19 protein-coding genes are annotated in these 23807 nt (G+C 65.1%); 9 read left to right on the top strand and 10 right to left on the bottom strand.

The features are described 5' to 3' along the window. Positions 1-2 precede the first annotated feature (2 nt). The 4 genes from AC07N6_RS17510 (at position 3) to AC07N6_RS17495 (ending at position 5720) form a co-directional block, all read left to right on the top strand. Positions 3-1223 carry an efflux RND transporter periplasmic adaptor subunit gene (locus AC07N6_RS17510; RefSeq protein ID WP_494781410.1) on the top strand — a complete coding sequence of 407 codons (1221 nt, stop codon included), beginning with the start codon at positions 3-5 and terminating at the stop codon, positions 1221-1223. Further along, positions 1220-2701 (top strand): efflux transporter outer membrane subunit, encoded by a 1482-nt coding sequence (locus tag AC07N6_RS17505; RefSeq protein WP_494781411.1) that lies wholly within the window; start codon positions 1220-1222, stop codon positions 2699-2701. Before AC07N6_RS17510 ends, AC07N6_RS17505 begins: the two co-directional genes overlap by 4 nt. Before the next feature lie 307 nt (positions 2702-3008). Next, entirely contained in the window at positions 3009-4559 is a 1551-nt protein-coding gene (locus AC07N6_RS17500) for a methyl-accepting chemotaxis protein (RefSeq protein WP_494781412.1), read from the top strand. A gap of 138 nt (positions 4560-4697) precedes the next feature. Continuing rightward, the gene (locus AC07N6_RS17495; protein ID WP_494781413.1) at positions 4698-5720 is read left to right on the top strand and encodes a LysR family transcriptional regulator; all 1023 of its coding nucleotides are present in this window, start codon (positions 4698-4700) and stop codon (positions 5718-5720) included. A 14-nt stretch (positions 5721-5734) separates the two neighbouring features. On the opposite strand, the gene AC07N6_RS17490 is transcribed toward AC07N6_RS17495, so the two are convergent. The 8 genes from AC07N6_RS17490 to AC07N6_RS17455 all read right to left on the bottom strand — a co-directional run bounded on the left by AC07N6_RS17490 (position 5735) and on the right by AC07N6_RS17455 (position 13768). Next, the gene (locus tag AC07N6_RS17490; protein WP_494781414.1) at positions 5735-6667 is read right to left on the bottom strand and encodes an AEC family transporter; all 933 of its coding nucleotides are present in this window, start codon (positions 6665-6667) and stop codon (positions 5735-5737) included. Further along, on the bottom strand, positions 6664-7638 hold the full coding sequence (locus tag AC07N6_RS17485; protein WP_494781415.1) for a ketopantoate reductase family protein: 975 nt from the start codon (positions 7636-7638) through the stop codon (positions 6664-6666). The genes AC07N6_RS17490 and AC07N6_RS17485 overlap by 4 nt, the downstream gene beginning before the upstream one ends. 19 nt (positions 7639-7657) lie before the next feature. Then, a complete protein-coding gene (locus AC07N6_RS17480; RefSeq protein ID WP_494781416.1) occupies positions 7658-8857 on the bottom strand; it encodes a pyridoxal phosphate-dependent aminotransferase in 1200 nt (399 codons plus the stop codon). Between the two features lie 103 nt (positions 8858-8960). Further along, positions 8961-9698 (bottom strand): amino acid ABC transporter ATP-binding protein, encoded by a 738-nt coding sequence (locus tag AC07N6_RS17475; RefSeq protein WP_494781417.1) that lies wholly within the window; start codon positions 9696-9698, stop codon positions 8961-8963. Further along, on the bottom strand, positions 9695-10432 hold the full coding sequence (locus tag AC07N6_RS17470; RefSeq protein ID WP_494781418.1) for an amino acid ABC transporter permease: 738 nt from the start codon (positions 10430-10432) through the stop codon (positions 9695-9697). Before AC07N6_RS17470 ends, AC07N6_RS17475 begins: the two co-directional genes overlap by 4 nt. After that, positions 10429-11124, bottom strand: a complete 696-nt coding sequence (locus AC07N6_RS17465; protein ID WP_494781419.1) for an amino acid ABC transporter permease — start codon at positions 11122-11124, stop codon at positions 10429-10431. The genes AC07N6_RS17470 and AC07N6_RS17465 overlap by 4 nt, the downstream gene beginning before the upstream one ends. A gap of 131 nt (positions 11125-11255) precedes the next feature. Then, positions 11256-12095 carry a transporter substrate-binding domain-containing protein gene (locus AC07N6_RS17460; RefSeq protein WP_494781420.1) on the bottom strand — a complete coding sequence of 280 codons (840 nt, stop codon included), beginning with the start codon at positions 12093-12095 and terminating at the stop codon, positions 11256-11258. A gap of 152 nt (positions 12096-12247) precedes the next feature. Next, entirely contained in the window at positions 12248-13768 is a 1521-nt protein-coding gene (locus AC07N6_RS17455; RefSeq protein WP_494781421.1) for an MFS transporter, read from the bottom strand. A gap of 129 nt (positions 13769-13897) precedes the next feature. On the opposite strand from AC07N6_RS17455, the gene AC07N6_RS17450 reads away from it, so the two are divergent. After that, the gene (locus tag AC07N6_RS17450; protein WP_494781422.1) at positions 13898-14746 is read left to right on the top strand and encodes a LysR family transcriptional regulator; all 849 of its coding nucleotides are present in this window, start codon (positions 13898-13900) and stop codon (positions 14744-14746) included. On the opposite strand, the gene AC07N6_RS17445 is transcribed toward AC07N6_RS17450, so the two are convergent. Further along, entirely contained in the window at positions 14737-15480 is a 744-nt protein-coding gene (locus tag AC07N6_RS17445) for a response regulator (protein WP_494781423.1), read from the bottom strand. The genes AC07N6_RS17450 and AC07N6_RS17445 overlap by 10 nt on opposite strands. Further along, positions 15477-16949, bottom strand: a complete 1473-nt coding sequence (locus tag AC07N6_RS17440) for an ATP-binding protein (RefSeq protein WP_494781424.1) — start codon at positions 16947-16949, stop codon at positions 15477-15479. The genes AC07N6_RS17445 and AC07N6_RS17440 overlap by 4 nt, the downstream gene beginning before the upstream one ends. A gap of 236 nt (positions 16950-17185) precedes the next feature. Here AC07N6_RS17440 and AC07N6_RS17435 point away from each other — a divergent pair, with 236 nt between their 5' ends. The 4 genes from AC07N6_RS17435 to AC07N6_RS17420 all read left to right on the top strand — a co-directional run bounded on the left by AC07N6_RS17435 (position 17186) and on the right by AC07N6_RS17420 (position 23777). Then, positions 17186-18439 carry an efflux RND transporter periplasmic adaptor subunit gene (locus AC07N6_RS17435; RefSeq protein WP_494781425.1) on the top strand — a complete coding sequence of 418 codons (1254 nt, stop codon included), beginning with the start codon at positions 17186-17188 and terminating at the stop codon, positions 18437-18439. Positions 18440-18448: 9 nt separating this feature from the next. Then, entirely contained in the window at positions 18449-21616 is a 3168-nt protein-coding gene (locus AC07N6_RS17430) for an efflux RND transporter permease subunit (protein WP_494781426.1), read from the top strand. Next, positions 21616-23127 carry an efflux transporter outer membrane subunit gene (locus AC07N6_RS17425; protein ID WP_494781427.1) on the top strand — a complete coding sequence of 504 codons (1512 nt, stop codon included), beginning with the start codon at positions 21616-21618 and terminating at the stop codon, positions 23125-23127. Before AC07N6_RS17430 ends, AC07N6_RS17425 begins: the two co-directional genes overlap by 1 nt. A 125-nt stretch (positions 23128-23252) precedes the next feature. Then, positions 23253-23777 (top strand): class IV adenylate cyclase, encoded by a 525-nt coding sequence (locus tag AC07N6_RS17420; protein ID WP_494781428.1) that lies wholly within the window; start codon positions 23253-23255, stop codon positions 23775-23777. Positions 23778-23807 lie beyond the last annotated feature (30 nt).

The following is a 23807-nucleotide window of genomic DNA, read 5'->3' as shown; positions in this document are numbered from 1 at the left end:
TCATGTCGCAAGAACGCCATTCCGAACTGGGCATCCATGCCCTGCCTGATGAGGGCGAGCCGTTGAAGCGCCAGCAGATGATGCGGCGCGCCAGGCTGGTGCTGCTGGTGGTGCTGATCCTGCTGGTCGCGGGCGCCGCGCGCACCGTCATCAGCCGCGTGGCCAACGCGCGCGAACTGCAAGCCGGCACCGCCGAGCGCGCCAAGGTATTCGTGCGCGTGACCGCAGCCAGGAGCAGCGCTGAAGGCCAGACCCTGGCGCTGCCGGGCACGCTGCAGGGCTTCGTGCAGTCGCCCATTTCCGCGCGCTCCTCCGGCTACCTCAAGCGCTGGTACAAGGACATCGGCAGCGAAGTGAAGAAGGGCGAACTGCTGGCCGAGCTGGATACGCCGGAAATCGACCAGCAACTGTCGCAGGCCGTGGCCGCCCGCCAGCAGGCGGTGTCCGGCATGGAGCTGGCCAAGAGCTCGATGGCGCGCTGGGAAGCCCTGCGCAAGAAGGACGCGGTCTCGCAACAGGAACTGGACGAACGCCGCAGCGCCTACGCCCAGGCCAATTCCAACCTGGCCGCGGCCGAGGCCAACGTCGAGCGCCTGCGCCAGGTGGAAGGCTTCAAGCGCATCGTCGCGCCGTTCTCCGGCATCATCACGCGCCGCAACGTCGATGTGGGCGACCTGATCGATCCGGGCGCCGGGCGCGCGCTGTTCGTGCTGTCGCAGACCGACCCGCTGCGGGTATATGTGAACGTGCCGCAGTCTTACGCCAACCTGGTCAAGCCGGGGCAGAAGGTGGTCGTCACCCAGGCCGAACTGCGCGGCCGCAAGTTTGAAGGCAAGGTCGCGCGCACCGCCGGCTCCATCGACCCGTCGACCCGCGCGATGCAGATCGAGGTCAGCCTGCCCAACGTCGACAATGCCTTGCTGCCGGGCGCCTTCGTCCAGGTTGCGCTGCCGCTCAAGCCCAGCGGCACCTTGCTGGTATCGGCGGACACCCTGATGTTCCGGCGCGATGGGGCGATGGTGGCGGCCGTCGATGCGCACAACAAGGTGCGCCTGAAGAAGGTGCAGGTCGGGCGCAATCTCGGCTTGACGGTCGAGGTGCTGGACGGCCTGGACGGCAATGAAAAGCTGATCCTCAATCCCTCCGATTCGCTGGCCGAAGGCGACCAGGTTGAGCCGAGCATGGAGCAGAAGGAAGGCGGCAAGAAAGAGGCCGCATCGTGACTGCCCGCCGCACGCTGGGCACGTTGGGCGCATTGGCCTGCGCGCTGGCGCTGGCCGGCTGCGCCGTCGGCCCGGATTACAAGAAGCCGCAGGTCGACATGCCCGCCGCCTGGACGCCGGAAGCGCCGTGGCGCCCGATGCAGCCGCAGGACGCCGCCGCGCGCGGCGCATGGTGGGAGCGCTTCGGCGATGCCCAATTGAACGCGTTGCAGGAGCAGGCGCTGGACGGCAACCAGACCCTGGCGATTGCCGCGGCGCGCCTGTCGCAGGCGCGCGCGCAACTGAATGTGGCGTCGGCCGGGCAGTATCCGCAAGTCGGCATCAATGCGCGCGCGGCGCGCCAGCGCATTTCCGCCAACCGCCCGCTGACCAACTACAACGCGCCCAACTATGCGACGGTGCAAAACGACTTCGCGCTGGGGCTCAACGTCAGCTATGAGCTCGACCTGTTCGGCCGCGTGCAGCGTTCGGTGGAAGGCGCGGCGGCGTCGGCGCAGCAGTCGGCGGCCGACTTCGAAAACACCCGCCTGCTGCTCACGGCCGAACTGGCCAGCAATTATTTCAACCTGCGCGAGCTGGACATCGAGCTGGATGTGGTGACGCGCGCCATTGCGCTGCAACGCCGCGCGCTGGAACTGGCCACTGCGCGGCATGATCTGGGCGCCACCTCGGGCCTCGATGTGGCGCAGCAGCAGGCGCTGCTGGACAGCACGCTGACCCAGGTCGACGTGCTGGGCAAGCAGCGCGCGCAGTACCAGCATGCCATCGCCACGCTGACCGGCACCCCGGCGCCCGGTTTCTCGATCGCGCCGTCGACCGCCGCCATCGCATTCCCCGACATCCCGCTCGGCGTGCCATCCGAGGTGCTGGAACGGCGTCCCGATATCGCTTCCGCCGAACGCGCCATGGCCGCCGCCAACGCGCAGATCGGCGTGGCCAGCGCGGCCTTTTATCCGAGCTTCATGCTGCAGCCTGGATACGGCGTCGACAGCCGCAACTGGGGCGCGCTGTTCAACGCGCCCAGCGTATTGTGGTCGCTTGGCGTATCGGCCACGCAGAGCCTGTTCGACGCCGGGCGCCTGCGCGCCGGCGTCGATTTCACCCAGGCCGGATACGAAGCCACGGTCGCCGCCTACCGCCGCACCGTGCTGACCGCGATGCAGGAAGTGGAAGACGGCATCACCGGCATCGCCTCGCTGGACCGCGCCTACAGCCAGTCGCAAGCGGCCATCGCCAGCGCGCGCCGGGTGCTGGAGCTGGCCAACAGCCGCTACGAAGGCGGCGTCACGCCCTATCTCGACGTCATCAGCGCGCAGCAGGCATTGCTGAACAGCGAACGGCAGGCGGCGCAGTTGATGGGGCAGCGGCTGCTGACGTCGGTGTTCCTGTTCAAGGCGCTGGGCGGCGACTGGCATGAACGGCGCGAAGCGGCATTCCCGTCGCAAGCCCAGGCGGCCAGCCCGGGCGCGGGCAAATAATTGCGCCGGCGCACTATCGATCCATCACCCTTCGCCGCCATTGGGAAACGCCGGTCCTTGATGCGCCGGCCTGTGATGCGCCGCCGCATTTCCCATGGGCCATTCCTTGATTCAATGGCAAGGCCGCGCCGCCCCATGCCCGGCGCCGCTGACATCTTGCTGACGGCCTCTTGTCATGCCGGCGGGCAACTGCTCGCCAAGGGTTAAATTACCGGCTAAACCCGCCTGTGCTTGCCGATATGGCACATCGCATCCCTGCATAGAATCTCCGAGGGGACTTTGTATCAATCGTCAATTCGAGGGTGCCATGAACTGGTTCTACAACCTGAAAATAGCCAGAAAATTGATCCTTTCCTTTACCGCCGTGATCTTGCTGACGGTGATTCTGGGAGGCTTTGCCATCCGTCAGCTCAGTGCGGTGAACCAGGCGTCCACCGACATTGCGCACAACTGGCTGCCGGCCATCAAGGCCGCGCAAGCCATCCAGGCATCGATGCCGCGCATGCGCATCTCCGAATTGCAGATAGTGACGGCCAACCAGGACAGCGACCGCAATGATGCCGACAAGGCCATCAAGACGCGCCTGGAGATCATCGGCAAGCAACGCGCCGCTTATGAAGCAATGATCTCGGAGCCGGAAGAGAAGGCCCTCTACGCCCAGTTTTCCAAGACCTTCGCCACTTATATCGACGTCAGCAAGCAACTCAAGGCCCTGGCCGTGGACGGCAAGGAAGAAGAGGCGCGGGCGCTGTTCAAGGGCGAGTCCAACAAGCTGTTTCGCACGATGAACGAGCAGCTGGACGGCATCGTCAAGATCAACGATGCCGGCAGCATGCATTCCGACCAGGCCGCCGCGGACATGTACCAGGCCGCCAAGCTGTGGATCGGCTGCCTGCTGGCGGCGATCGTGGTGATCGCCTTCGGCCTGGCCGTCAGCGTGGCGCGCATCGTGTCGCGGCCGTTGGGCGATGCGCTCGAGGTCGCGCAGCGCGTGGCGCAGGGCGACCTGACGGTGGACATCCACGCCACCAGTACCGACGAAACCGGCCAGCTGATGCATTCGCTCAAGGCCATGAACGACAGCCTGCAAAAGATCGTCGGCGAAGTGCGCATCGGCACCGACACCATCAGCACGGCCTCGTCCGAGATTGCCAGCGGCAACCTCGACCTGTCCTCGCGCACCGAGCAGCAGGCCGGATCGCTGGAAGAAACCGCCTCGGCGATGGAAGAGCTGACCTCCACCGTCAAGCAGAACGCCGACAACGCGCGCCAGGCCAACCAGCTGGCGGTGTCCGCTTCCGAGATCGCCAGCCAGGGCGGCAGCGTGGTGGGCCAGGTGGTGGAGACCATGGGCTCGATCAACGCCTCGTCCAGGAAGATCGTGGACATCATCAGCGTGATCGACGGCATCGCCTTCCAGACCAACATCCTGGCGCTGAACGCGGCGGTGGAGGCGGCGCGCGCCGGCGAGCAGGGGCGCGGCTTCGCGGTGGTGGCGTCGGAAGTGCGCTCGCTGGCGCAACGTTCGGCCGCGGCCGCCAAGGAGATCAAGGGGCTGATCGACGACTCGGTGGGCAAGGTCGATGCCGGCAGCGCGCTGGTCGAACGGGCCGGCCACACCATGAGCGAGATCGTCAGCAGCGTGCAGCGCGTGACCGACGTGGTCAGCGAGATCACCGCCGCCACCCAGGAGCAGAGCACCGGCCTTGAGGAAATCAACCGCGCCATCACGCAGATGGACGAGGTCACGCAGCAAAACGCCGCGCTGGTCGAAGAAGCCGCCGCCGCCGCGCAGTCGCTGCAAGACCAGGCCGGCCGCCTGCAGCAGGTGGTCGGGGTATTCAAGCTCAGGCACTGAGTTTGCCCGCCTGAGGGCGTCTGTTCTCCGATCCTCCTGGCTTCCGGGAGATCGCGCAAACAGGCGCCTGGCGCATGTCCATTGGCATGGATCTTGCCAATCCGAGTTGACCAACGGCTCGATAGGACTGCGCATGCCATGACGCTACACAATCCCACCATCAAGCAGCTTGAGGCATTTTGTTGGACCGCCCGCCTGGGCAGTTTCCAGGCTGCGGCGGCGCATTTGTGCACCTCGCAATCGGCCGTTGCCAAACGCGTCACCGAACTGGAAAGCCTGCTCGGCGCGCAGTTGCTGGATCGCTCCGCGCGCAAGTCCAAGCTGACGGCGCAAGGCGAGAGCCTGTTGCTGCGCGCCGAAGACGTGCTCAGCGCCAACGGCAAGCTGCTGGCGACGATGAGCCAGGTCGCGGCGTATCAGGGGCGCGTCAAGCTCGGCGTGTCTGAACTCGTCTCGATGACCTGGCTCCCAAAGTTGGTGCAGAACATCCGCGCGAACCATGTCGGCGCCTTGCTGGAAATGCATGTCGATTCCGGCGTCGGCCTGCTGGCCTCGTTGCGCGAGGGCATGGTCGACGTCGCCATCTGCCCCGGCGCGATCTTCGGGCGCGAATTCGAAAGCATACCGATCGGCGCGGAAGATTTCGCCTGGCTGGCCAGCCCGGCGCTGGGCATTTCCGGCGAGAACCTGACCCTGGAGGGGCTGGCCCGTTATCCGATCCTGATCCATACGGCGCAAGGCGTGTCGGGGGCGAACATCAACCAGCATTTGTGCGGCATCCCCGGCAAGAACACCATGACGGCCAACAGTATGCTGGTCATGTCGCAGCTGGCGATCAACGGCGTGGGCGTGAGCTTTCTTCCGCTGACCTATCTCAAGCCGCATCTGGATGCGGGGGCGCTGGTCAAGGTCAGCACCGAGGCCGGCGTGCAAAGGCTGCCGTTCTACGTGGTCTACCGCAAGCACATGGTGCATCCGCTGACCGAATCGATTATTGAAGCCTCCCGTACCGTGTGCGATTTCTCGGCGCAGCCGTGGCCGCACATGCCGCCGCCGGCGCGCGGCGCCAAACGCGCGCCGGCCGGAAAAAGCCCCACGCGCGCGGCGCTTGCGGAAGACATCCGCCAGCGTGCCGGCCCGGCGCCGGCGGTCTTGCAATAGCCGGCGCCAAGGCCCTAGCCCGCCCGTTCCAGGATGGCCAGCCAGAGCGTCGTGCTCAGCACGGAAACCAGCGTGCTGGCCGCGACGCCGGCGGCAATCGATTGCTCATTGGCCTGGTAGCGCATCGCCAGCAGGTAAGAGTTGATGCCCACCGGCATCGCCGCGAACAGCACCGCCACGCCGGTAAACACCGGCGGCATGGAAAACACCCGCGTCGCCAGCAGCCATACGGCGAGCGGATGGATCAGGAGTTTGCCGGCGCAGATCAGGCCGATGCCGCGCCATTGCCCCGCCAGCCCCAGCCGCTGGATCGAAGTGCCCAGCGCGAACAAGGCGCAAGCCGACGCGGTGGCGCCCAGGGCGGCGACGATATCGCGGCCGATGCCGGAAAACGGGATGCCGGAAAAGCGCACCAGCGCGCCCAGCAGCAGCGCCAGGAACATCGGGTTTTTCAGCAGCGAACGCGCCATGCTGCGCATCGATGCCGATACCGATGTGCCGTCCTGCGCCTCCAGCACGAAGGTGGCCGCGCCCATCATCAGCGGCATGTGCAGCGCCAGCAGCATGAAAAGCGGCAGGGCGCCGGCATCGCCGAAGGTGTGCAGGATCAGCGGCACGCCGACGAACACGGTATTGGACTGGCTGGTGGAAAATCCCAGCATCGCCGCATGCTTGCGCGGCTGGCCGAGCCAGAAGCGGGCCGCCAGTGCGCAGGCGATCCAGACGATGGCGGCGCCGCCGAAATAGGCCAGCCAGAAGCCGGGCACCAGTTCGCCCTGGATGTCGGGCCGCGTCAAGGCATTGAAGATCAGCGCCGGCACGGCAATCGAAAACACATACTCGGTCAGGCCCTTCTCGACGTTCTCGCTGACATAGCGCAAGCGGGCCGCCGCCCAGCCGCCGAAGATGACGGCAAACACGGGAATGATTGCGGACAATACGCTCATCGGTAAATCCCCAGCACCTGCGCGCGCTTGCGCAGCAACGCGTGCACCACGCCCAGGGTCGGGACCGCGACCTGCTTCATGCGCGCCAGGTCGAGCAGGGCGCCCAGCAGGCTGTCGAGTTCGGGCGGCCGCAGCGCTTCGAAGTCCTGCAGCATGGAACTCTTGTGCCTGCCGATGCCCTTGATGAAACCATATTGATCGGCCGATGCGCGGTAGCCGCAGGCGTGGGAAACCGCGATCATTTCCTGCCCCATCGCCTGCACCAGCGGCAGCAGCTCGGCATCATCGATCAGGTCGGCGCTGCAGGCGCCGGTCAGCCCGCCCAGGGGGCCGGTCACGATGTTCATGAACAGCTTCTTCCAGATATCGTCGGCCAGTTGCGCCGACGCGATGCCGACGCTGTCATTCTGGTTGAGCAGCCCGGCCAGGTACTGGACCCGCGCCGAGTGCCGATGGTCGGGCTCGCCGAAGGTAAAGGCGCCGTGCGGGCTGGAGTTCCATATCACGCCCGGTTCGATCACCTGGTTGGCCGACCCGGCGATGCCGCCGATGATGCGCGGCGCATCGACTGCCTGCGATAACGCGTCGATGGTGGCGGCAATGCGGGGCGACCATACGGCATCGGCGCCGCCCAGCTTGTTGAGCAGCCACCACGGCAAGCCGTTGATCATGAACACCACGCCGGTATGCGGCATCAGCAACGGCGCAATGGCGCCGGCGACATCGGCCAGCGCGGTGGTCTTGACCGCCACGATGACGATATCCTGCGGCCCCAGCTCGCGCGCATCCTGCGCGGCGCGGATGGGCGCCAGCCAGTCGCGCCCGGCCGCCGTTTTCAGGCGCAGGCCGCGCGCGCGGATCGCCTGCAGCATCTCGCCCCTGGCCAGCGCGCTGACGTCGGCGCCGGCCAGCGACATCTTGACGGCCAGGTGGCCGCCGATGGCGCCGCATCCCAGAATACAAATTTTCATGATGGTTCTCGCTGCCGCTTCAGGACAGCGCCGCGCAGAAGCGGGCCAGCGCGTCCAGGCCCTGGCGGATCTCGTCTTGCGACATGGAGTAGGACAGGCGGAAATAGCCCGGCATGCCGAATGAGGAGCCCGGCACGATAGCCACCCCGGCCTCGTCGATGGCGGCCTTGGCGAAGGCCGCATCGTCGTCGATGCGCGCGCCCTTGGATGTGGTTTTGCCGAACAGGCCGGCGCAATTCACGAACAGGAAAAAGGCGCCACCGGGCGAGGCGCATTGCAAGCCGGGAATGCGCGCCAGCAGTTGCATGGCGCCATCGCGGCGGCGCGCGTAATCGTCGCGGTTGCTGGCGATGTAGGGTTTGGGGTCTTCCAGCGCGGCCAGCGCCGCGGCCTGGGTAATCGTGCTGGGCGCGCCGAGGATATGGCTGAGGAAGGAGCCCATGGCCGTCATGACCTGCTTGGGGCCGGCGGCGAAACCGAGACGCCAGCCGATCATGCCGTAGCCCTTGGAAAAGCCGTTGATGACGATGATGCGTTCTTTCAGGTCGGGCGCCAGCTGCGCGGCGCAATAGTGTTGCTTGCCGTCGTAGACCAGGTGTTCGTAGATGTCATCGGTGACGATGAAGATGCGTGGATAGTCGCGCAGCACGGCCAGCACGTCCTGCAATTCCTCCCGGCTGTACACCGCGCCGGTCGGGTTGCCGGGCGAGTTGAGCAGCAGTACGCGGGTGCTGGGCGTGATGGCCGCGCGCAGCGTCGCCGGGGTGAGCTTGAAGCCGCTGTCTTCCGGGCAGGGCAGGATCGTCAGCGACGCGCCCGCGAGGGTGACCAGCGATGGGTACGAGACCCAGTAGGGCGCCGGCACGATGACCTCGTCGCCGGCGTCGCACAATGCCATGAAGGCGGTGTAGAGCAGCGGCTTGGTGCCGGTCGCCACCACGATTTCATCGGGCGCATAGGCGAGGGCATTGTCTTCCAGGAACTTGCGCGCGATGGCTCGGCGCAACGGCAGGCTGCCGGTGGCCGAGCCGTATTTGGTGTCGCCGGTGGCAATGGCCTTGATGCCGGCCATGCAGATGTTGTCGGGCGTCGGAAAGTCGGGCTCGCCGGCCACCATGGAGATGACCTGCTGGCCTTGCGCTTTCTTTTCATTGGCCAGCGCGATCAGGGCCATGGTCATCGAAGGTTCGCTGTGCATCGCGCGTTGGGAGAGTTTCATCTGGTTTTCCTGGTTGAAGTTGCAAAGAGGTCAATGGCGCAGGCGCGAGTTCGCCCCCGCCGTGGCATACGGCTTAATCAAATAACAAAGGAAGTCGGGAACGCTAGTGCCGTACAGAACTCAGGAACCTGCGCACGCGTTCGTTCTGGTTGTCCATGAAAAACTGCTCGGTCGGCGCGTCCTGCAAGAGCGCGCCCTGTTCAAGAAACCAGACGCGATCCGCCGCCTGTCTGGCGAAGTGCATTTCATGCGTGACGCACATCATCGTCATCCCTTCTTCGGCCAGGCTTTTCATCGCCGCCAGCACCTCCCCGACCATTTCCGGGTCGAGCGCGCTGGTGGGCTCGTCGAACAGGATCAGCCTGGGCTCCATGGCCAGTGCGCGCGCGATCGCCACGCGCTGCTGCTGGCCGCCGGAAAGCTGCGACGGATACTTGGCGGCATGCGCTTGCAAGCCCAGCCGGCGCAGTTGCGCCATGGCGCGCTCGAGCGCCTCGGACTTGCCCATCTGCTTGACCCGGCGCAGCGCCACCGCGGTGTTGTCGAGCGCCGACAGATGCTGGAACAGGTTGAACGACTGCGCCACGAAACCGATGCTGCTGCGTAATTGGTTGACGTTGATCAGGCCGTCGTGGATGTCTTGCCCGCCGACGAAGATGCGCCCGCCGCTGATCGGCTCCAGACGGTTGATCATCCGTATCAGCGTCGATTTTCCCGATCCGGAAGAGCCGCACAGGACGATGGTGGAACCTTGCGGCACGGTGGCGCTGATGCCATTGAGCACCAGCTGTTCGCCGTATTTCTTGACGACGTTTTCGAGGATCACGGTATCGATGCTCATGGCGCGGCTTCCGTGTGCAGCGCCGTTGGCGCCATGGCGCCGGAGGAGCGGGCGCGCTGGATGCGCCGCTCCAGATAGGCGGCAAAGCCGCTCAGCAGATAGTTCATGATGAAATAGGCGAGCGCCACGATCAGGAAGACTTCAAAGGGCTGGGTGAACAATGTCGCATTGAGCTGGTTGGCGGCGAAGGCCAGCTCGTTGGCGCCGATGATGTAGCCGACCGAGGTGTCCTTCACGATGCCGACGAACTGCGTGACGATGCTGGGCAGCATGTTCATGACGACCTGCGGCAGCACGATGCAGAAGGTGCGCGTCGCATAACCCATGCCCAGGGCATGGGCCGCCTCCATCTGCCCTTTGGGCAGGGCGACGATGCCGCCGCGCATGATTTCGGCGATGTAGGCCGATTTGTACAGCACCAGCGAACCGATCAGGGTCGTGACCGCGCCGATCTCCTTGCCGATCAGCAGCGGCAAGGCGAAATAGGCCCAGAAGATCAGCATCAGGAACGGCATGGCGCGCATCAGCTGGACCAGCGCCGTGGCCGGCCGGGCCAGCCAGGCGATGCCCGAGGTCATGGCCAGCGCCAGTGCGATCGATACCGGGATGCACAGCAGCAGGCTGGCGACGGCCACGATCAGCGTCATGCACAGGCCGCCCAGCGGCCCGTAGGGATACTGGCCGATCAGCAACAGCAGCCAGTTGTCCTGGATGATCTGGACCATCTGAATCATTTGCCGGCCCTCCAGCGGGGTTTGTCCAGCCGGGCGCCGGCGGCCATCAGGGCGAAGGCGATGGCGACATAGATCACGGTGGTCACGGTGAAGACGGCGAAGGTGCGGTAGGTGGCGTCCTGGATGGCGCGCGTCTGATAGGTCAGCTCGACCACGCCTATCGTCATGGCCAGGCTGGTCGATTTGAAGAACAGCAGGGCCTGGTTCATGATGGCGGGCGCGGCGGTGCGCAGCGCCTGCGGCAATACGATCCAGCGCATCGACGACAAGTAGGAAAAGCCGAGCGCGCGCGCGGCTTCGACCTGGCGCGCATCCATGGCGCGGATGCCGCTGCGCAGGTCTTCGGAGACATAGGCGCCGAAGGCCGATGCCATGGCGATGAAGGCAAACAGGAATTCGACCGGCTGCCGGTTGATCCACAGCCGCATGCCTTCAGGGAAGAGCTGGGGGACGCCGAAGTACCAGATGAAAATCTGGATGACCAGCGGCACATTGCGATGGAATTCGACATACAGGGCGATGCTCCAGCGCAGCAGGCGCAACGGCAAGGCGCGCAGCACGGTGAGCACGATGCCCCAGGCGAAACCGAAGAGGAACATCAGCAGCGTCAGCTTGAGCATCTCGATGACGCCGGCCAGCAGCTGCCCGCCATAGGGCGCCCTGAGCACTGCCAGAAAGTCGGATAGCTGCATGGATGGAGACCGGGGCAGGTAGGTCGTTGCGGCTGGCGCCTGACTTCCGGCGCCGGCCGCGGCAAGGTGGTGGGAGCGCAAGGCCGCCTGGGGCGCGCCTTTATGCTCCTTTATGCTCCGCTGCGCTGCATTTACGGGGCGATCTTCTCGACCTTGAAGCGCCGGACCATGTTGAACTCCGAGTCCTTGCCGACGAACTTGTCGAAGATCTTGTCCAGCTCGCCCTTCTTGTCGGCATCCAGCAAAGCCTGGTTGACCGCCTCGACCAATGCGCCTTCGCCCTTCTTGATGCCCAATCCGTACGTCTCCGCGAACAAGGGCGGATCGACCAGCAGGTTGATCGCATCCGGCGTGTTTTGCATGCGCTTCTTGTATTGCTGCAGGAAGATCTCATTGAGCGCCACCGCGTCGATCTTGCCCTGGCGCAGCGCCAGCAGGACCTGGGCGATATCGTCGAAAGTCACCTGGGTGGCCTGGGGGATCTTTTCCTTGGCCGCCGCTGCCGAGGTGGTTGCGCTGCCGGCGCCGATACGCTTGCCGGCAAACTGCTCCCACGAGGTGTATGACGCGCTGGCCGGGAAGCCGAGCACGGTCAAGGTCTTGTAATAGGCATAGCTGAAATCGATCTGCTCGGCGCGGGCCGGCGTCCATCCGAGCGCGCCGGCGACGATATCGACGCGTCCCTGGCTGACTTCCGGAATGCGGGCGGCGACGGCGACGACCTTCACTTCCGCCTTGACCTTGAGGTGCTGGGCGATCAGCTTGCACATCTCGATGTCGTAGCCGACCGGCTCACGGGTCTTGGGATCCTGGTAGCCGAAGGGCGGGACGGAACCCAGGACGCCACAGACCAGCGTCCCCTTTTTCCTGACATCGTCGAGCTGGTCCGCATGGGCCAACTGGTTGCCAACGAGGGCCAGCGTGCCCAGCGCAAAGGCGGCAATCGTGTTCTTGCGTGCTTTGGTGTTCATGATGTCGGGAGTCCGTAGAGTGATGGAACAGTCCCTAGTGTCGGAGTTGTGCTGCAAGTGCACAAACGAATAATTGGCGGGGGGATGCAGGAAGAAAAGTGCGATGGAGGAGGCGCGCCGTCTGCCCGGCGCCGGCCCCGATGCCCGGGGACTTACGCGTCGGCATCCACGACCGATCCCGGCGCCTTTTTATGGTCGAAGACGGTGTAGCTCATGGCCGCCAATATCCACACGCCGATGCCCCCGTAAAGCATCAGGTCGCCGAAGCCATTGACGAGCGCGGCCCGCGCCAGCGCTTCGGCGGCGCCTGAGGCCAGGTTTCCTGCAGCAATCGATTCCGCCATGGCGTGCAATTGCGGCGTCGGGATATTGTCCGCCATGTTCTTGCGCAGATAAGACAGCACGCTTTCCTGCAGCAGCAATCCCATCACCGCAATGTTGATGGCCAATGTGATGAGCCGCGCGCTCATGTCGATTCCCGATGCCATGCCGGCGCGGTTGGCGGGCACCGCGCCAGTCGTGGTATTGGTCACCGGGGTATTGGTCAGGCCCAGCCCGATGCCGGCCAGCAGGCAACCCGGCAGCATGCTCAGCCAGTTGGCATGTTCCACGCCGCAGCCATGCCACATCAACATGAAACCCAGGCCCAGCGTCAACAATCCTGCGGGAATCACCAGCTCGGGGCCATGGCGCAAAGACAGGCGTTCGGCGAACGGCGGAACGACCAGGGTCGGCAAGGTATATGCCAGCAGGCACAAGCCGGCGTCGAAGGCGTCGTAGCCGAGCACCGACTGGTAATACAGGGGCAGGTAGATCATCAGCGGCCAGAAGCTGAAGTTCATGCCGATGGAACCGAGCAAGGCGCCGGAAAAATGCCGGATCCGGAACACCGAGAAATCGAACATCGGATGGGCGCTGCGCATTTCCACATGGACGAACAGCGCCAGGCTCAGGAGGGCGGCGCCCGCGATGCAAGCGCCTGCCATGCTGGCGATGCCGGGATCGCCGCCTTGCGTGATGAGGTAGGTCATGCCGAAGACCCCGAGGGACAAGGTGCACATGCCGGCAAGATCCAGCCGCTTTGCGTCGGCATCGGCGTCGCGCGACTCTTCCACGCCAAGGCAAGTCAGGAGCAGGGTCAGCGCCGTCAGCGGCACGTGAACCAGGAACACCCATTGCCAGTTCAGCAGGGCCACGATGCTGCCGCCGGCCAATGGGCCGAATCCGAGCCCGGCGCCGAACACGATGCCGAAGGCGCCGAAAGCGCGGCTGCGTTCGCGCTCCTGGCGGAACTGCGCCGCCAGGATTGACAGCAGGCAGATCAACATGGCGCCGCCGCTCATGCCTTGCAGGAAACGGCTGACGATCAGCAGCGGCATGCTGGCGGCGATGCCGCAGATGAGCGAAGTGATCCCAAAGCAGGACAAGGCGGCGATGAACAGGCGTTTGCGGCCGTAGCGGTCAGCCAGCGTGCCGGCGGCCATCAGGACGGTGGTGCAGGCAATGGTGTAGGCGTTCATGACCCATTGCATGTCTTTCAGGTCGCCATGCAACAGGCGCTCCAGGGTCGGCAGGATGACCGGGACGCTGGAGATTTCCAGGCCGAACATGAGGGCGGCAAGACAGACCGAGAGCAAGGCGAACAGATTGGCGCGGGAGGACGAAAGCGGCATGGACTGGGTTTCCTTGGCAGGAATGCGGATGGGAAACCGATTCTAGGTAATACTGATTCATGCCACAAATGATTTAATTTCGTTCAATATATTAAGATTCGTAATGAATTTTCCTGGCGGCGGGCCATCATGAATCTGGATTCTTCCCTTTTGCGCACTTTCGTGGCCGTACATGACACGGGCAGTTTCACGCGTGCGGCCGAACGCCTGCACTTGACGCAATCGGCCGTGAGCCACCAGATCCGGCGGCTCGAAGAGCAGCTCGGACGGCCGCTGCTGTTGCGCACCACGCGCCGCTTGAGCGTCACCGAGGACGGGATGGATCTGGTGCAATATGCGCAACGGATCCTGGAGGCGCTGGATGCCCTGGAGCAGCGCTTTCGCCCGTCGCCTATCGTCGGAGAAGTTCGCTTTGGCGCGCCGGAGAATTTTGTTGGCGACCGCCTGCCCACGCTGCTCTGCCAGTTTGCCCGCGCCTTCCCCGCCGTGAGGCTGGACGTGCGCGTCAACATGAACCTCGATTTGCATGCGCTGGTGGCGACGGGCGAGCTCGACCTGGCCGTTGTCATGACGGCGGGAGAGCCGCAGCAAGGCACGCTGATCCGCCAATCGCAACTGGTCTGGGTGGCCGCCGACACGTTTTACCTGCCGCCGGGCGGCCCGCTTCCCTTTGCTTTTTTTCCGCTACCCTGCATCAACCGGAACGTCGCCATCCGTGCCCTGGACGATACCAAGGTGAAATGGCAGGCGGTCTTTACCTCGCCAAGCCAGCAGGGCATCAGTGCCGCCGTCCTGTCAGGCCTGGCCATTTCCATCTTGCCGCGCGAAAATCTTGAGCCGGGCATGCGCGTCATCGACGGCTGCTACGGCTTGCCCGCCTTGCCCAAGGCGAACTTCTCGCTCATCTGGAATGCCGATGGCAGGACGCCTGCGAGCCTGGCGTTCGGGCAACTCATATCGGAAAATTATCAAGCTTGAGCGGCCGCCGGCAGTTCGAAGCTGTAGCCGACCCCATACACCGCCTGGATCGCGTTGTGGCCGGGGAAGAACGGCTCCAGCTTGCGCCGCAGGTTCTTGATATGGGTGTCGATGGCGCGGTCGGTGACCGAGCGGTATTCATCGTGCAGGTGGTTGAGCAGCTGTTCGCGCGAGAACACTTGTCCCGGCGCGCCGGCGAAGGTCTTGAGCAGGCGGAACTCGAGCGGCGTGAGGGCCAGCGCCTCGCCGCGCACGCTGGCCTGGAGGCGGGCTTCGTCGATGACCAGCGGCGAGGCTGCCGAGGTTGCCGGCGCATCGTTGGCCGGGCGCTGCAGGCGGCCGTTGCGGCGGAGCATGGATTTGACGCGCGCCACGATCTCGCGCGGGCTGAACGGGGTCTTGCAGATGTAATCGTCGGCGCCCAGCTCCAGGCCGCGCAGGCGGTCTTCTTCTTCCACCCGCGCGGTCAGCATCAGCACCGGCACGTCGGTGAAGCCGCGCAGCTCGCGGCAGATGTCCCAGCCGTTGCGTCCGGGCAGCATGATGTCCAGCAGCACCAGGTCGGGCAGCCTGGCGCGCACCGCCGGCACCGCGTCGTCGCCATGGGCCACGTGGCGCGAACTGTAGCCGGCGGCGGCCAGGTATTTCTGCAGCAGCTCGGCCAGCTTGGGCTCGTCTTCGATGATCAGGATCTCGGCGCTGGCAGGCGCTTCGAACTGGAAATTGTCGTTCATGCCATTGCCTCCGGCGCCGGGGCGCCCGCCGGCAGCGCGATGGTCAGGCGCAAGCCGCCCAATGGCGAGGCCTCGGCGTTGATCGTGCCCTGATGCGCCTCGACGATGCGGCGGCAGATCGCCAGGCCCAGGCCGGCGCCGCCGCTGGCGCGGTTGCGCGAAGCCTCGACCCGGAAGAAGCGCTCGAACAGGCGCGCCAGCGCCGGCGCTTCCACCCCCGGCGCGCTGTCGTCCAGGACCAGTTGCCATTGTTGTTGTTGCTGCTGTTGCTGTTGTTGCAGGCTGCAGCGCAGCTCCAACCTGCCGCCCCGGTCGGTATAGCGCAGGCTGTTTTCGAACAGGTTGTTCAATAGCTGCTGCAGGCGCGCGCCGTCGGCGTGCAACGGTATCGATTCGGGCAGGTGCAGGGCGATATCCAGGCCGCGTTTGCGAAAGCCCTCTTCATAGCTGCGGGCGGTGTCGCGCAACAGCAGCGCCAGGTCGATGTCGGTCTTGCGGTAGGCCAGCGCGCCGGCGTCGGCCAGCGACAGGTCGTAGAGGTCGCCCACCAGTTTGTTGAGATGGTCGACTTCGCTCTTGAGCGAGCGCAGGGTCTGCTCATCGGGTTGCAGCACGCCGTCTTCCAGTGCTTCCAGCTGGCCGTTGAGGATGCCCAGCGGGGTGCGCAGTTCGTGCGAGACGTCGGCCATGAATTCGCGCCGCAGCTTTTCGTTGCGTTCCAGCGTCGTGGCCAGCTGGTTGAAGTCTTGCGCCAGCCGGCCGACTTCGTCGCCCGATTGCACTTCCACCCGGATCGCATAGTCGCCGCCGGCCAGTCGGTGGGTGGCGCGCGCCACGCGCGTCAGGGGCCGCAGCAGCACGCCGGAGATGCGTATCACCATGAAGGCCGCCAGCATGATGGCGATGACCGCGATGATGATCTGCGCCAGGAACTGGCTCTGCTGGAAGCGCAGGTCGACTGCGCCGATCACGTTTTCGAACGGCGTTTGCGCGATCCAGCCGACAATGGCGTCGTCTTGCATGAGCGGGCGCAGGCGCGCGTCGGGGCCGATGTTGGGATAGCCGATGACCAGCTTGCGGTTGGCGTCGAGCAGCGAGAAGCGCAGCGTGGCGCCGGTCAGGTCGGAGGGCGTGAAGGTGGGGCCGGAAGCGGCGCCGTTGTGTTCGACGATGACCGGTTTCATCAGCTCGAACCAGGTGCGCGGATTGTCGCGGATGAACTCCCAGTTGCCGTTTTCGCGGTAGGCCTGTTCCACCCGCGGGACCAGGTCTTCCATGCGCTGCTGCGCCTGCTCGTTGAGATAGCCCAGGAAATCGCGGGTGAAGATGTAATGCCCCGCGCCGTTGATCGCCACGATCAGCACCACGATCAGCGCCAGCATCGCGTAGAACAGCTTGAGGCGGATGTTGGCGCGGTAGAAGAAGCGGTCGGTCAGGTCCGCTATCGGATCGGGGATGAGCTTGGACACGGTTGGAAGTCGATGCTGTAAACGGATGTAAGGAGATGGCAAAGGGCATGCGGGCATGGCCTGCGACTTGTACCAGCTTAACAAGATAAGGCGCTTGGGGGGGATGATGTTGTAAATGAAGCTTTGCTCAATTTTCCCCCACATTTGGTTTTTATGATGCAAGGTCCAAATTAAGTCCATTACGCCCGGCCCTTGCCAGAATTTCAAGCAACAGGACGGGCAGAAAGCCAACGACGATGCCCGACAAGAACACTTCATCCCGTTCCATTTCCCTGCCCGGCCTGCCGGCGATGACCCGCCTGGCCGCGGCCCTGATGCTGGCCGCCGCGCTGGCGGCCTGCTCCAAGTCCGGCAACCAGCCGCCGGCCCAGGGCCAGTCCGAGGTCGGCTACGTGGTGGTCAAGGCCCAGCGCCAGGTGCTCACCACCGAACTGCCCGGCCGCACCACCGCCTACCTGGCGGCCGATATCCGCCCGCAGGTGGGCGGCATCATCCAGAAGCGCCTGTTCAAGGAAGGCGCGACGGTCAAGCAGGGCCAGCCGCTGTACCAGATCGACGCCGCCAGCTACCAGGCCTCCTATGACAGCGCCAAGGCTTCGCTGTTGAAGGCCGAGGCCACGCTGGCTTCCTCCCGCCTGAAGGCCCAGCGCTACGCCGAACTGGACAAGATCGACGCCGTCGCCAAGCAGGACAACGACGACGCCCAAAGCACGCTGCGCCAGAACCAGGCCGACGTCGAAGTGCAGAAGGCGGCCGTGAAGACCGCCGCCATCAATCTCGAATACACCAGGATCCTGTCGCCCATCTCCGGCCGCATCGAGAAGTCGAGCGTGACGCCGGGCGCGCTGGTGACGGCCAGCCAGACCACCGCGCTGACCACGGTGCAGCAGATCGACCCGATCTACGTGGACGTGACGCAATCGACGGTGGAACTGCTGCGCCTGCGGCGCGAGCTGGCCAGCGGACAGATCAGGAAGAGCGGCGAGAATTCGGCGCCGGTCAAGATCGTGCTGGAAGACGGTTCCACCTACGATCGCCCGGGCAAGCTGGAATTCTCCGGCCTGTCGGTCGACACCGGCACCGGCATGATCACGCTGCGCGCGGTGGTGCCCAATCCGGATGGCATCCTGCTGCCGGGCGCCTATGTGCGCGCGGTGCTGGAAGAAGGCGTGGACGACCAGGCCCTGCTGGTGCCGCAAAAGGCGGTCAGCCGCGACCAGACCGGTGTCGCGACCGCGCTGGTGATCGGCGCAGGCGGCAAGGTCGAACAGCGCCTGCTGACGGTGGCGCGCGCGGTGGGCAACAACTGGTGGGTGACCAAGGGCATCACGCCCGGCGACAAGCTGATCGTCGACGGCCTGCAGAAGGTGCGCAGCGGCGACGTGCCGCGCGCCATCGACATCACCGACACGCTGCAGAAGGATCTTGCCAGGGAAGCGGCCGCCGCGGCCGCCGACCCGTCCCTCGGCGGCGACGCCGGCGCGAAGTAAGGGGAACACATGGCACGTTTCTTTATCGACCGGCCCATCTTCGCGTGGGTCATCGCCATCATCATCATGCTGGGCGGCATGATGTCGATTCGCTCGCTGTCGCTGGAGCAGTATCCCGACATCGCCCCGCCCAAGGTCAACATCAAGGCGACCTACACCGGCGCCTCGGCCAAGACCCTGGAAGACTCGGTGACCCAGGTCATCGAGCAGCAGATGAAGGGCCTGGACAACCTGCAATACATGTCGGCCAGCTCCAGCTCGGCCGGTAGCGCCACCGTGGCGCTGACCTTCACCGCCGGCACCAATCCGGACGTGGCGCAGATGCAGGTGCAAAACAAGCTGCAGCAGGTCACCGCGCGCTTGCCGCAGGCGGTGCAGAACAACGGCGTGACGGTGACCAAGGCCTCCACCGATATCCTGATGGTGATGTCGCTGACCTCGGACGACCCGCGCATTACCGCCATCGACATCGGCGACTTCATCAGCAGCACGCTGACCGACCAGATCAGCCGCGTCGAAGGCGTGGGCGATGTCACCGCCTTCGGCACCAACTACGCCATGCGCATCTGGCTCGACCCGGCCAAGCTGCAGAAGTACGCGCTGATGCCCTCCGACATCACCAGCGCGCTGGAAGCGCAGAACACCGAAGTCTCGGCCGGCGAGATCGGCGCGCTGCCGGCGGTGCCCGGCCAGCAGATCAACGCCACCATCACCGCGCGCAGCAAGCTGACCACGGCCGACGAGTTCAAGCAGATCATCGTCAAGTCCTCCAGCGACGGTTCGGTGGTCAAGCTGTCGGACGTGGCGCGCGTGGAGCTGGGCGGCGAAAGCTACCAGGTCGCCTCGCAGCAGAACGGCAAGCCTTCCTCGGCGCTGGCGATCCAGCTGGCCACCGGCGCCAACGCGCTGGCCACGGCCGACGCGGTCAAGAAGAAGATGGCCGAACTCGAGCCCTACTTCCCGGCCTCGATGAAGTTGAAGACCAACATCGCCTATGACACCACGCCGTTCGTGCGGGTGTCGCTGGAAGAAGTGGTCAAGACCCTGATCGAAGCCATCGTGCTGGTGGTGCTGATCATGTACCTGTTCCTGCAGAACATCCGCGCCACCTTCATTCCGGCCATCACGGTGCCGGTGGTGCTGCTGGGCACGTTCGGCATCCTCGCCATGTTCGGCTACTCGATCAACACGCTCACCATGTTCGGCCTGGTGCTGGCCATCGGCCTGCTGGTGGACGACGCCATCGTGGTGGTGGAAAACGTCGAACGCCTGATGAACGAGCAGAAGCTCAGCCCCAAGGAAGCCACCCGCAAGTCCATGCAGGAGATCACCGGCGCGCTGGTCGGCATCGCCATGGTGCTGTCGGCGGTGTTCATCCCGATGGCCTTCTTCGGCGGCTCGACCGGCGTGATCTATCGCCAGTTCTCGATCACCATTGTCTCGGCCATGGCGCTGTCGGTGATGGTGGCGCTGACGCTGACCCCGGCGCTGTGCGCCACGCTGTTGAAGCCGCATGCCGGCAACCATGTGCAGCAGGGTCGTTTCTTCAGCTGGTTCAACCGCACTTTCGACCGCAACGCGGGCCGCTATCGCGGCGGCGTGGGCGGCCTGCTCAAGCGCGGCAAGCGCGGCCTCCTGATGTATGGGCTGATCGTGGCGGCGATGGCGGTGATGTTCATGCGCCTGCCCACCTCCTTCCTGCCCGAGGAAGACCAGGGCGTGCTGATGGCGCAGATCCAGCTGCCCACCGGCGCCACCGCAGAGCAGACCAGCGCGGTGGTCAAGACGGTGCAGGAATACTTCATGAACAAGCCGGAAGTGGTGGACTCGGTGCTGGCCATCGTCGGCGCCGGCATCGGCGGCAACAGCCAGAACGGCGCGCGCGCCTTCATCCGCCTGAAGGACTGGAGCGCGCGCACCGGCGCCGGCCAGTCGGCCACCGAACTGGTGCGCCGCGCCAACGCCGACCTGTCCAAGATCCGCGGCGCCCGCGTGTTCCTGATGAATCCGCCGGCAGTGCGCGGCCTGGGCCAGAGCTCCGGCTTCGACCTTGAGCTCAAGGATGTGGGCGGCGTCGGCCACGATGCGCTGGTGCAGGCGCGCGACCAGTTCCTGCTGCTGGCGCGCCAGAATCCGCGCCTGGCCAACGTGCGCACCACCGGCCTGGACGACACGCCGCAGCTGCGCGTGACCATCGACGACCGCAAGGCCGACGCGCTGTCGATCTCGACCGCCAACATCAACGACACCATGGCCACCGCCATGGGCGGCACCTATGTCAACGACTTCCTGTCCAACGGCCGCGTGAAGAAGGTCTATGTGCAGGGCGACTCCGCCTTCCGCATGCAGACCGAAGACCTGAACCGCTGGTATGTGCGCAATTCGGCCGACCAGATGGTGCCGTTCTCGGCCATCATGACCAGCAAGTGGTCGTTCGGCCCGTCGCTGCTGGAGCGTTATAACGGCGTGTCTTCGTTCGAGATCGTGGGCGAACCGGCGGCCGGCGTGAGTTCGGGCGACGCCATGACGGAAGTCCAGAACCTGGTGGCCAAGCTGCCCGCCGGCGTGGGCTTCGAATGGACCGGCGCCTCCTACCAGGAACGCCTGTCCGGCAACCAGGCGCCGATGCTGTATGCGATCTCGATCCTGTTCGTGTTCCTGTGCCTGGCCGCGCTGTATGAGAGCTGGTCGGTGCCGTTCGCGGTGATCCTGGCGGTGCCGCTGGGCATCGTCGGCACGGTGCTGCTGACCGGTTTGTTCGGCATGAGCAACGACGTCTACTTCCAGGTCGGCTTGCTGACCACGGTGGGACTGTCGGCCAAGAACGCGATCCTGATCGTGGAGTTCGCCAAGCAATTGCACGAGTCCGGCAAGTCCTTGTGGGATGCCACGCTGGAAGCGGTGCAACTGCGCTTGCGCCCGATCCTGATGACCTCGCTGGCCTTCATGATGGGCGTGCTGCCGCTGGCCATCGCTTCCGGCGCCGGCTCGGCCAGCCGCCGCGCGATCGGCACCGGGGTCTTGGGCGGCATGATTTCGGCCACCATCCTCGGCCTGTTCTTCGTGCCGCTGTTCTACTTCGTGATCGGTTCCTGGCTGGAGCGCAAGGGCAAGGCCAAAGCCAAGACCGATGGCAATCACGGCAACGACCAACCCATGCAAAAGGAGGGCGTGTGATGCAAACGCTCGCTGACAACAACAAGACTTTCCTGCGGCGTTCGGCGCTGGCGCTGGCCTTGGCCACGGCGCTGGCCGGCTGCGCCAACCTGGCGCCGGACTATGCGCAACCGGCCGCGCCGGTGCCGGCCAACTGGTCGCAAAAGGTGGACGGCAAGCAGATCGTTGCCGCTGCCGGCGACCAGGCGGCAACGAACAATGCGAATGCGGACAGCATCGGCTGGCGCCAGTTCTTCCTCGATCCGCGCTTGCAGCAGGTGATCGCCATGTCGCTGGAGAACAACCGCGACCTGCGCGTGGCCGCGCTCAATATCGAGAAGGCGCGCGCGCAGTACCGCATTACCGACGCCGACCGCTACCCGGCCATTTCCGCCACCGGCAGCAGCACCGCCAGCCGCACGCCGGCGCAGCTCTCTTCCAGCGGCAGCGCCACCGTGTCGCACCAGCAGAGCGCGACGGTCGGCATCAGTGCGTATGAGCTGGACTTCTTCGGCCGCCTCAAGAACCTCTCGGATGCGGCGCTGGAAACCTACCAGTACCAGGTCGAAACCCGTCGCAGCACGCACATCAGCCTGGTCGCCGAAGTGGCCACGGCCTGGCTGACGCTGGCTTCCGACCGCGAGTTGCTCAAGCTGGCGCAGGACACGCTGCAAAGCCAGTCGCGCACGTATGAACTGAGCCAGCGCAGCCATGACATCGGCACCGTCTCCGGCGTCGACCTGGCCAGCCAGGAAGCGACCGTGGAATCGGCGCGCGCCGATGTCGCCCAGTACACCGCGCAGGTGGCGCAAGACATCAACGCGCTGCGCCTGATGGCAGGCGCCGACCTGGATGAGGCGCTGCTTCCGCAAGGCTTGCCGCAGACCGCCAGCGTGCTGCTAGAGACGCCGGCCGGCTTGCCGTCCGAAGTGTTGCTGCGCCGTCCCGACGTGCTGGCGGCCGAGCATACGCTGAAGTCGGCCAATGCCGACATCGGCGCCGCGCGCGCCGCCTTCTTCCCCAGCATCACGCTGACCGCCGACGGCGGCACCGCCAGCCGCACGCTGGGCGGGCTGTTCAAGCCGGGCAGCGCGTCATGGAGCTTTGTGCCGTCGATCAACCTGCCCATCTTCAACGCCGGCAGCCTGCGCGCGAGCCTCGACTCGGCCAAGATCACGCGCGATATCGATGTGGCCAATTACGAGAAGGCGGTCCAGACCGCGTTCCGCGAAGTGGCCGATGCGCTGGCGGTGCGCGCCACGCTGGACCAGCGCATGCAGGCGCAAACCAGGGTGGCGGCGGCCAACGAGAAATCCTATCGCCTGTCGGAAGCGCGTTACCGCAACGGCATCGACAGTTACCTGACGACGCTGGTGTCGCAACGCTCGCTGTACAGCGCGCAACAGACGCTGATTTCGCTGCGACTGACCGAGCAGAGCAACCGCATCACGTTGTACAAGGTGCTGGGCGGGGGATGGAATGAACAGAGCCAGCCGCCGCAGGCGGTTGCGGACGGCAAGAGCGCGTCCTGACGGCTGCGCCATGCAAACGCCCCGCAGGCTGGATTGCCTCCAGCCTTCGGGGCGTTTTGCCGCCGTCTTGGCGACGTCACATTTTTCGGCGATGATCGGGATTTCCCCTCCGGATGCTGTTGCCGATGTCCCGTAACGTAGAAATCAAAGCCCGCATACCGGGCATTCAAGCCATCCTGCACAAGGTGGTGGGCATTGCCGACCAGGGCCCCATTGAAATTGCGCAGGACGACACCTTTTTCCGCTGCGATGCCGGGCGATTGAAACTCCGCCAGTTTTCCACCGATCAGGGCGAATTGATTTTTTATCGCCGCGCCAATCAGGCCGGCCCCAAGGAATCCTTTTTCGTCCGCACTGCCACCGCCGAGCCGGCCGCCCTGCGCGAGGCCCTGTCATTGGCTTACGGCGAATCTGGCCGGGTCATCAAGCAGCGCACCCTGTTCCATGCAGGACGAACCCGTATCCACCTGGACCGGGTGCAGGGGCTGGGGGAATTCGTCGAACTTGAAGTGGTGTTATCGGAAGGCGATGCCATCGAGGACGGCATCCGCGAAGCGGAAGACATCATGCAAAAGCTCGGCATTGAAGCTGCGCAACTGATTGACTCGGCTTATGTGGATCTGCTCGGCATGGCGCCCGCGGGCGCTTGACCGAGGGATCCACTTGCCGTTGCCGCCAGG

This window comes from Herbaspirillum sp. GW821-FHT09A12 (assembly GCF_059418325.1).
Note: the sequence above shows the minus strand (reverse complement) of the source record. Positions and strands in the feature narration are given on the sequence as shown.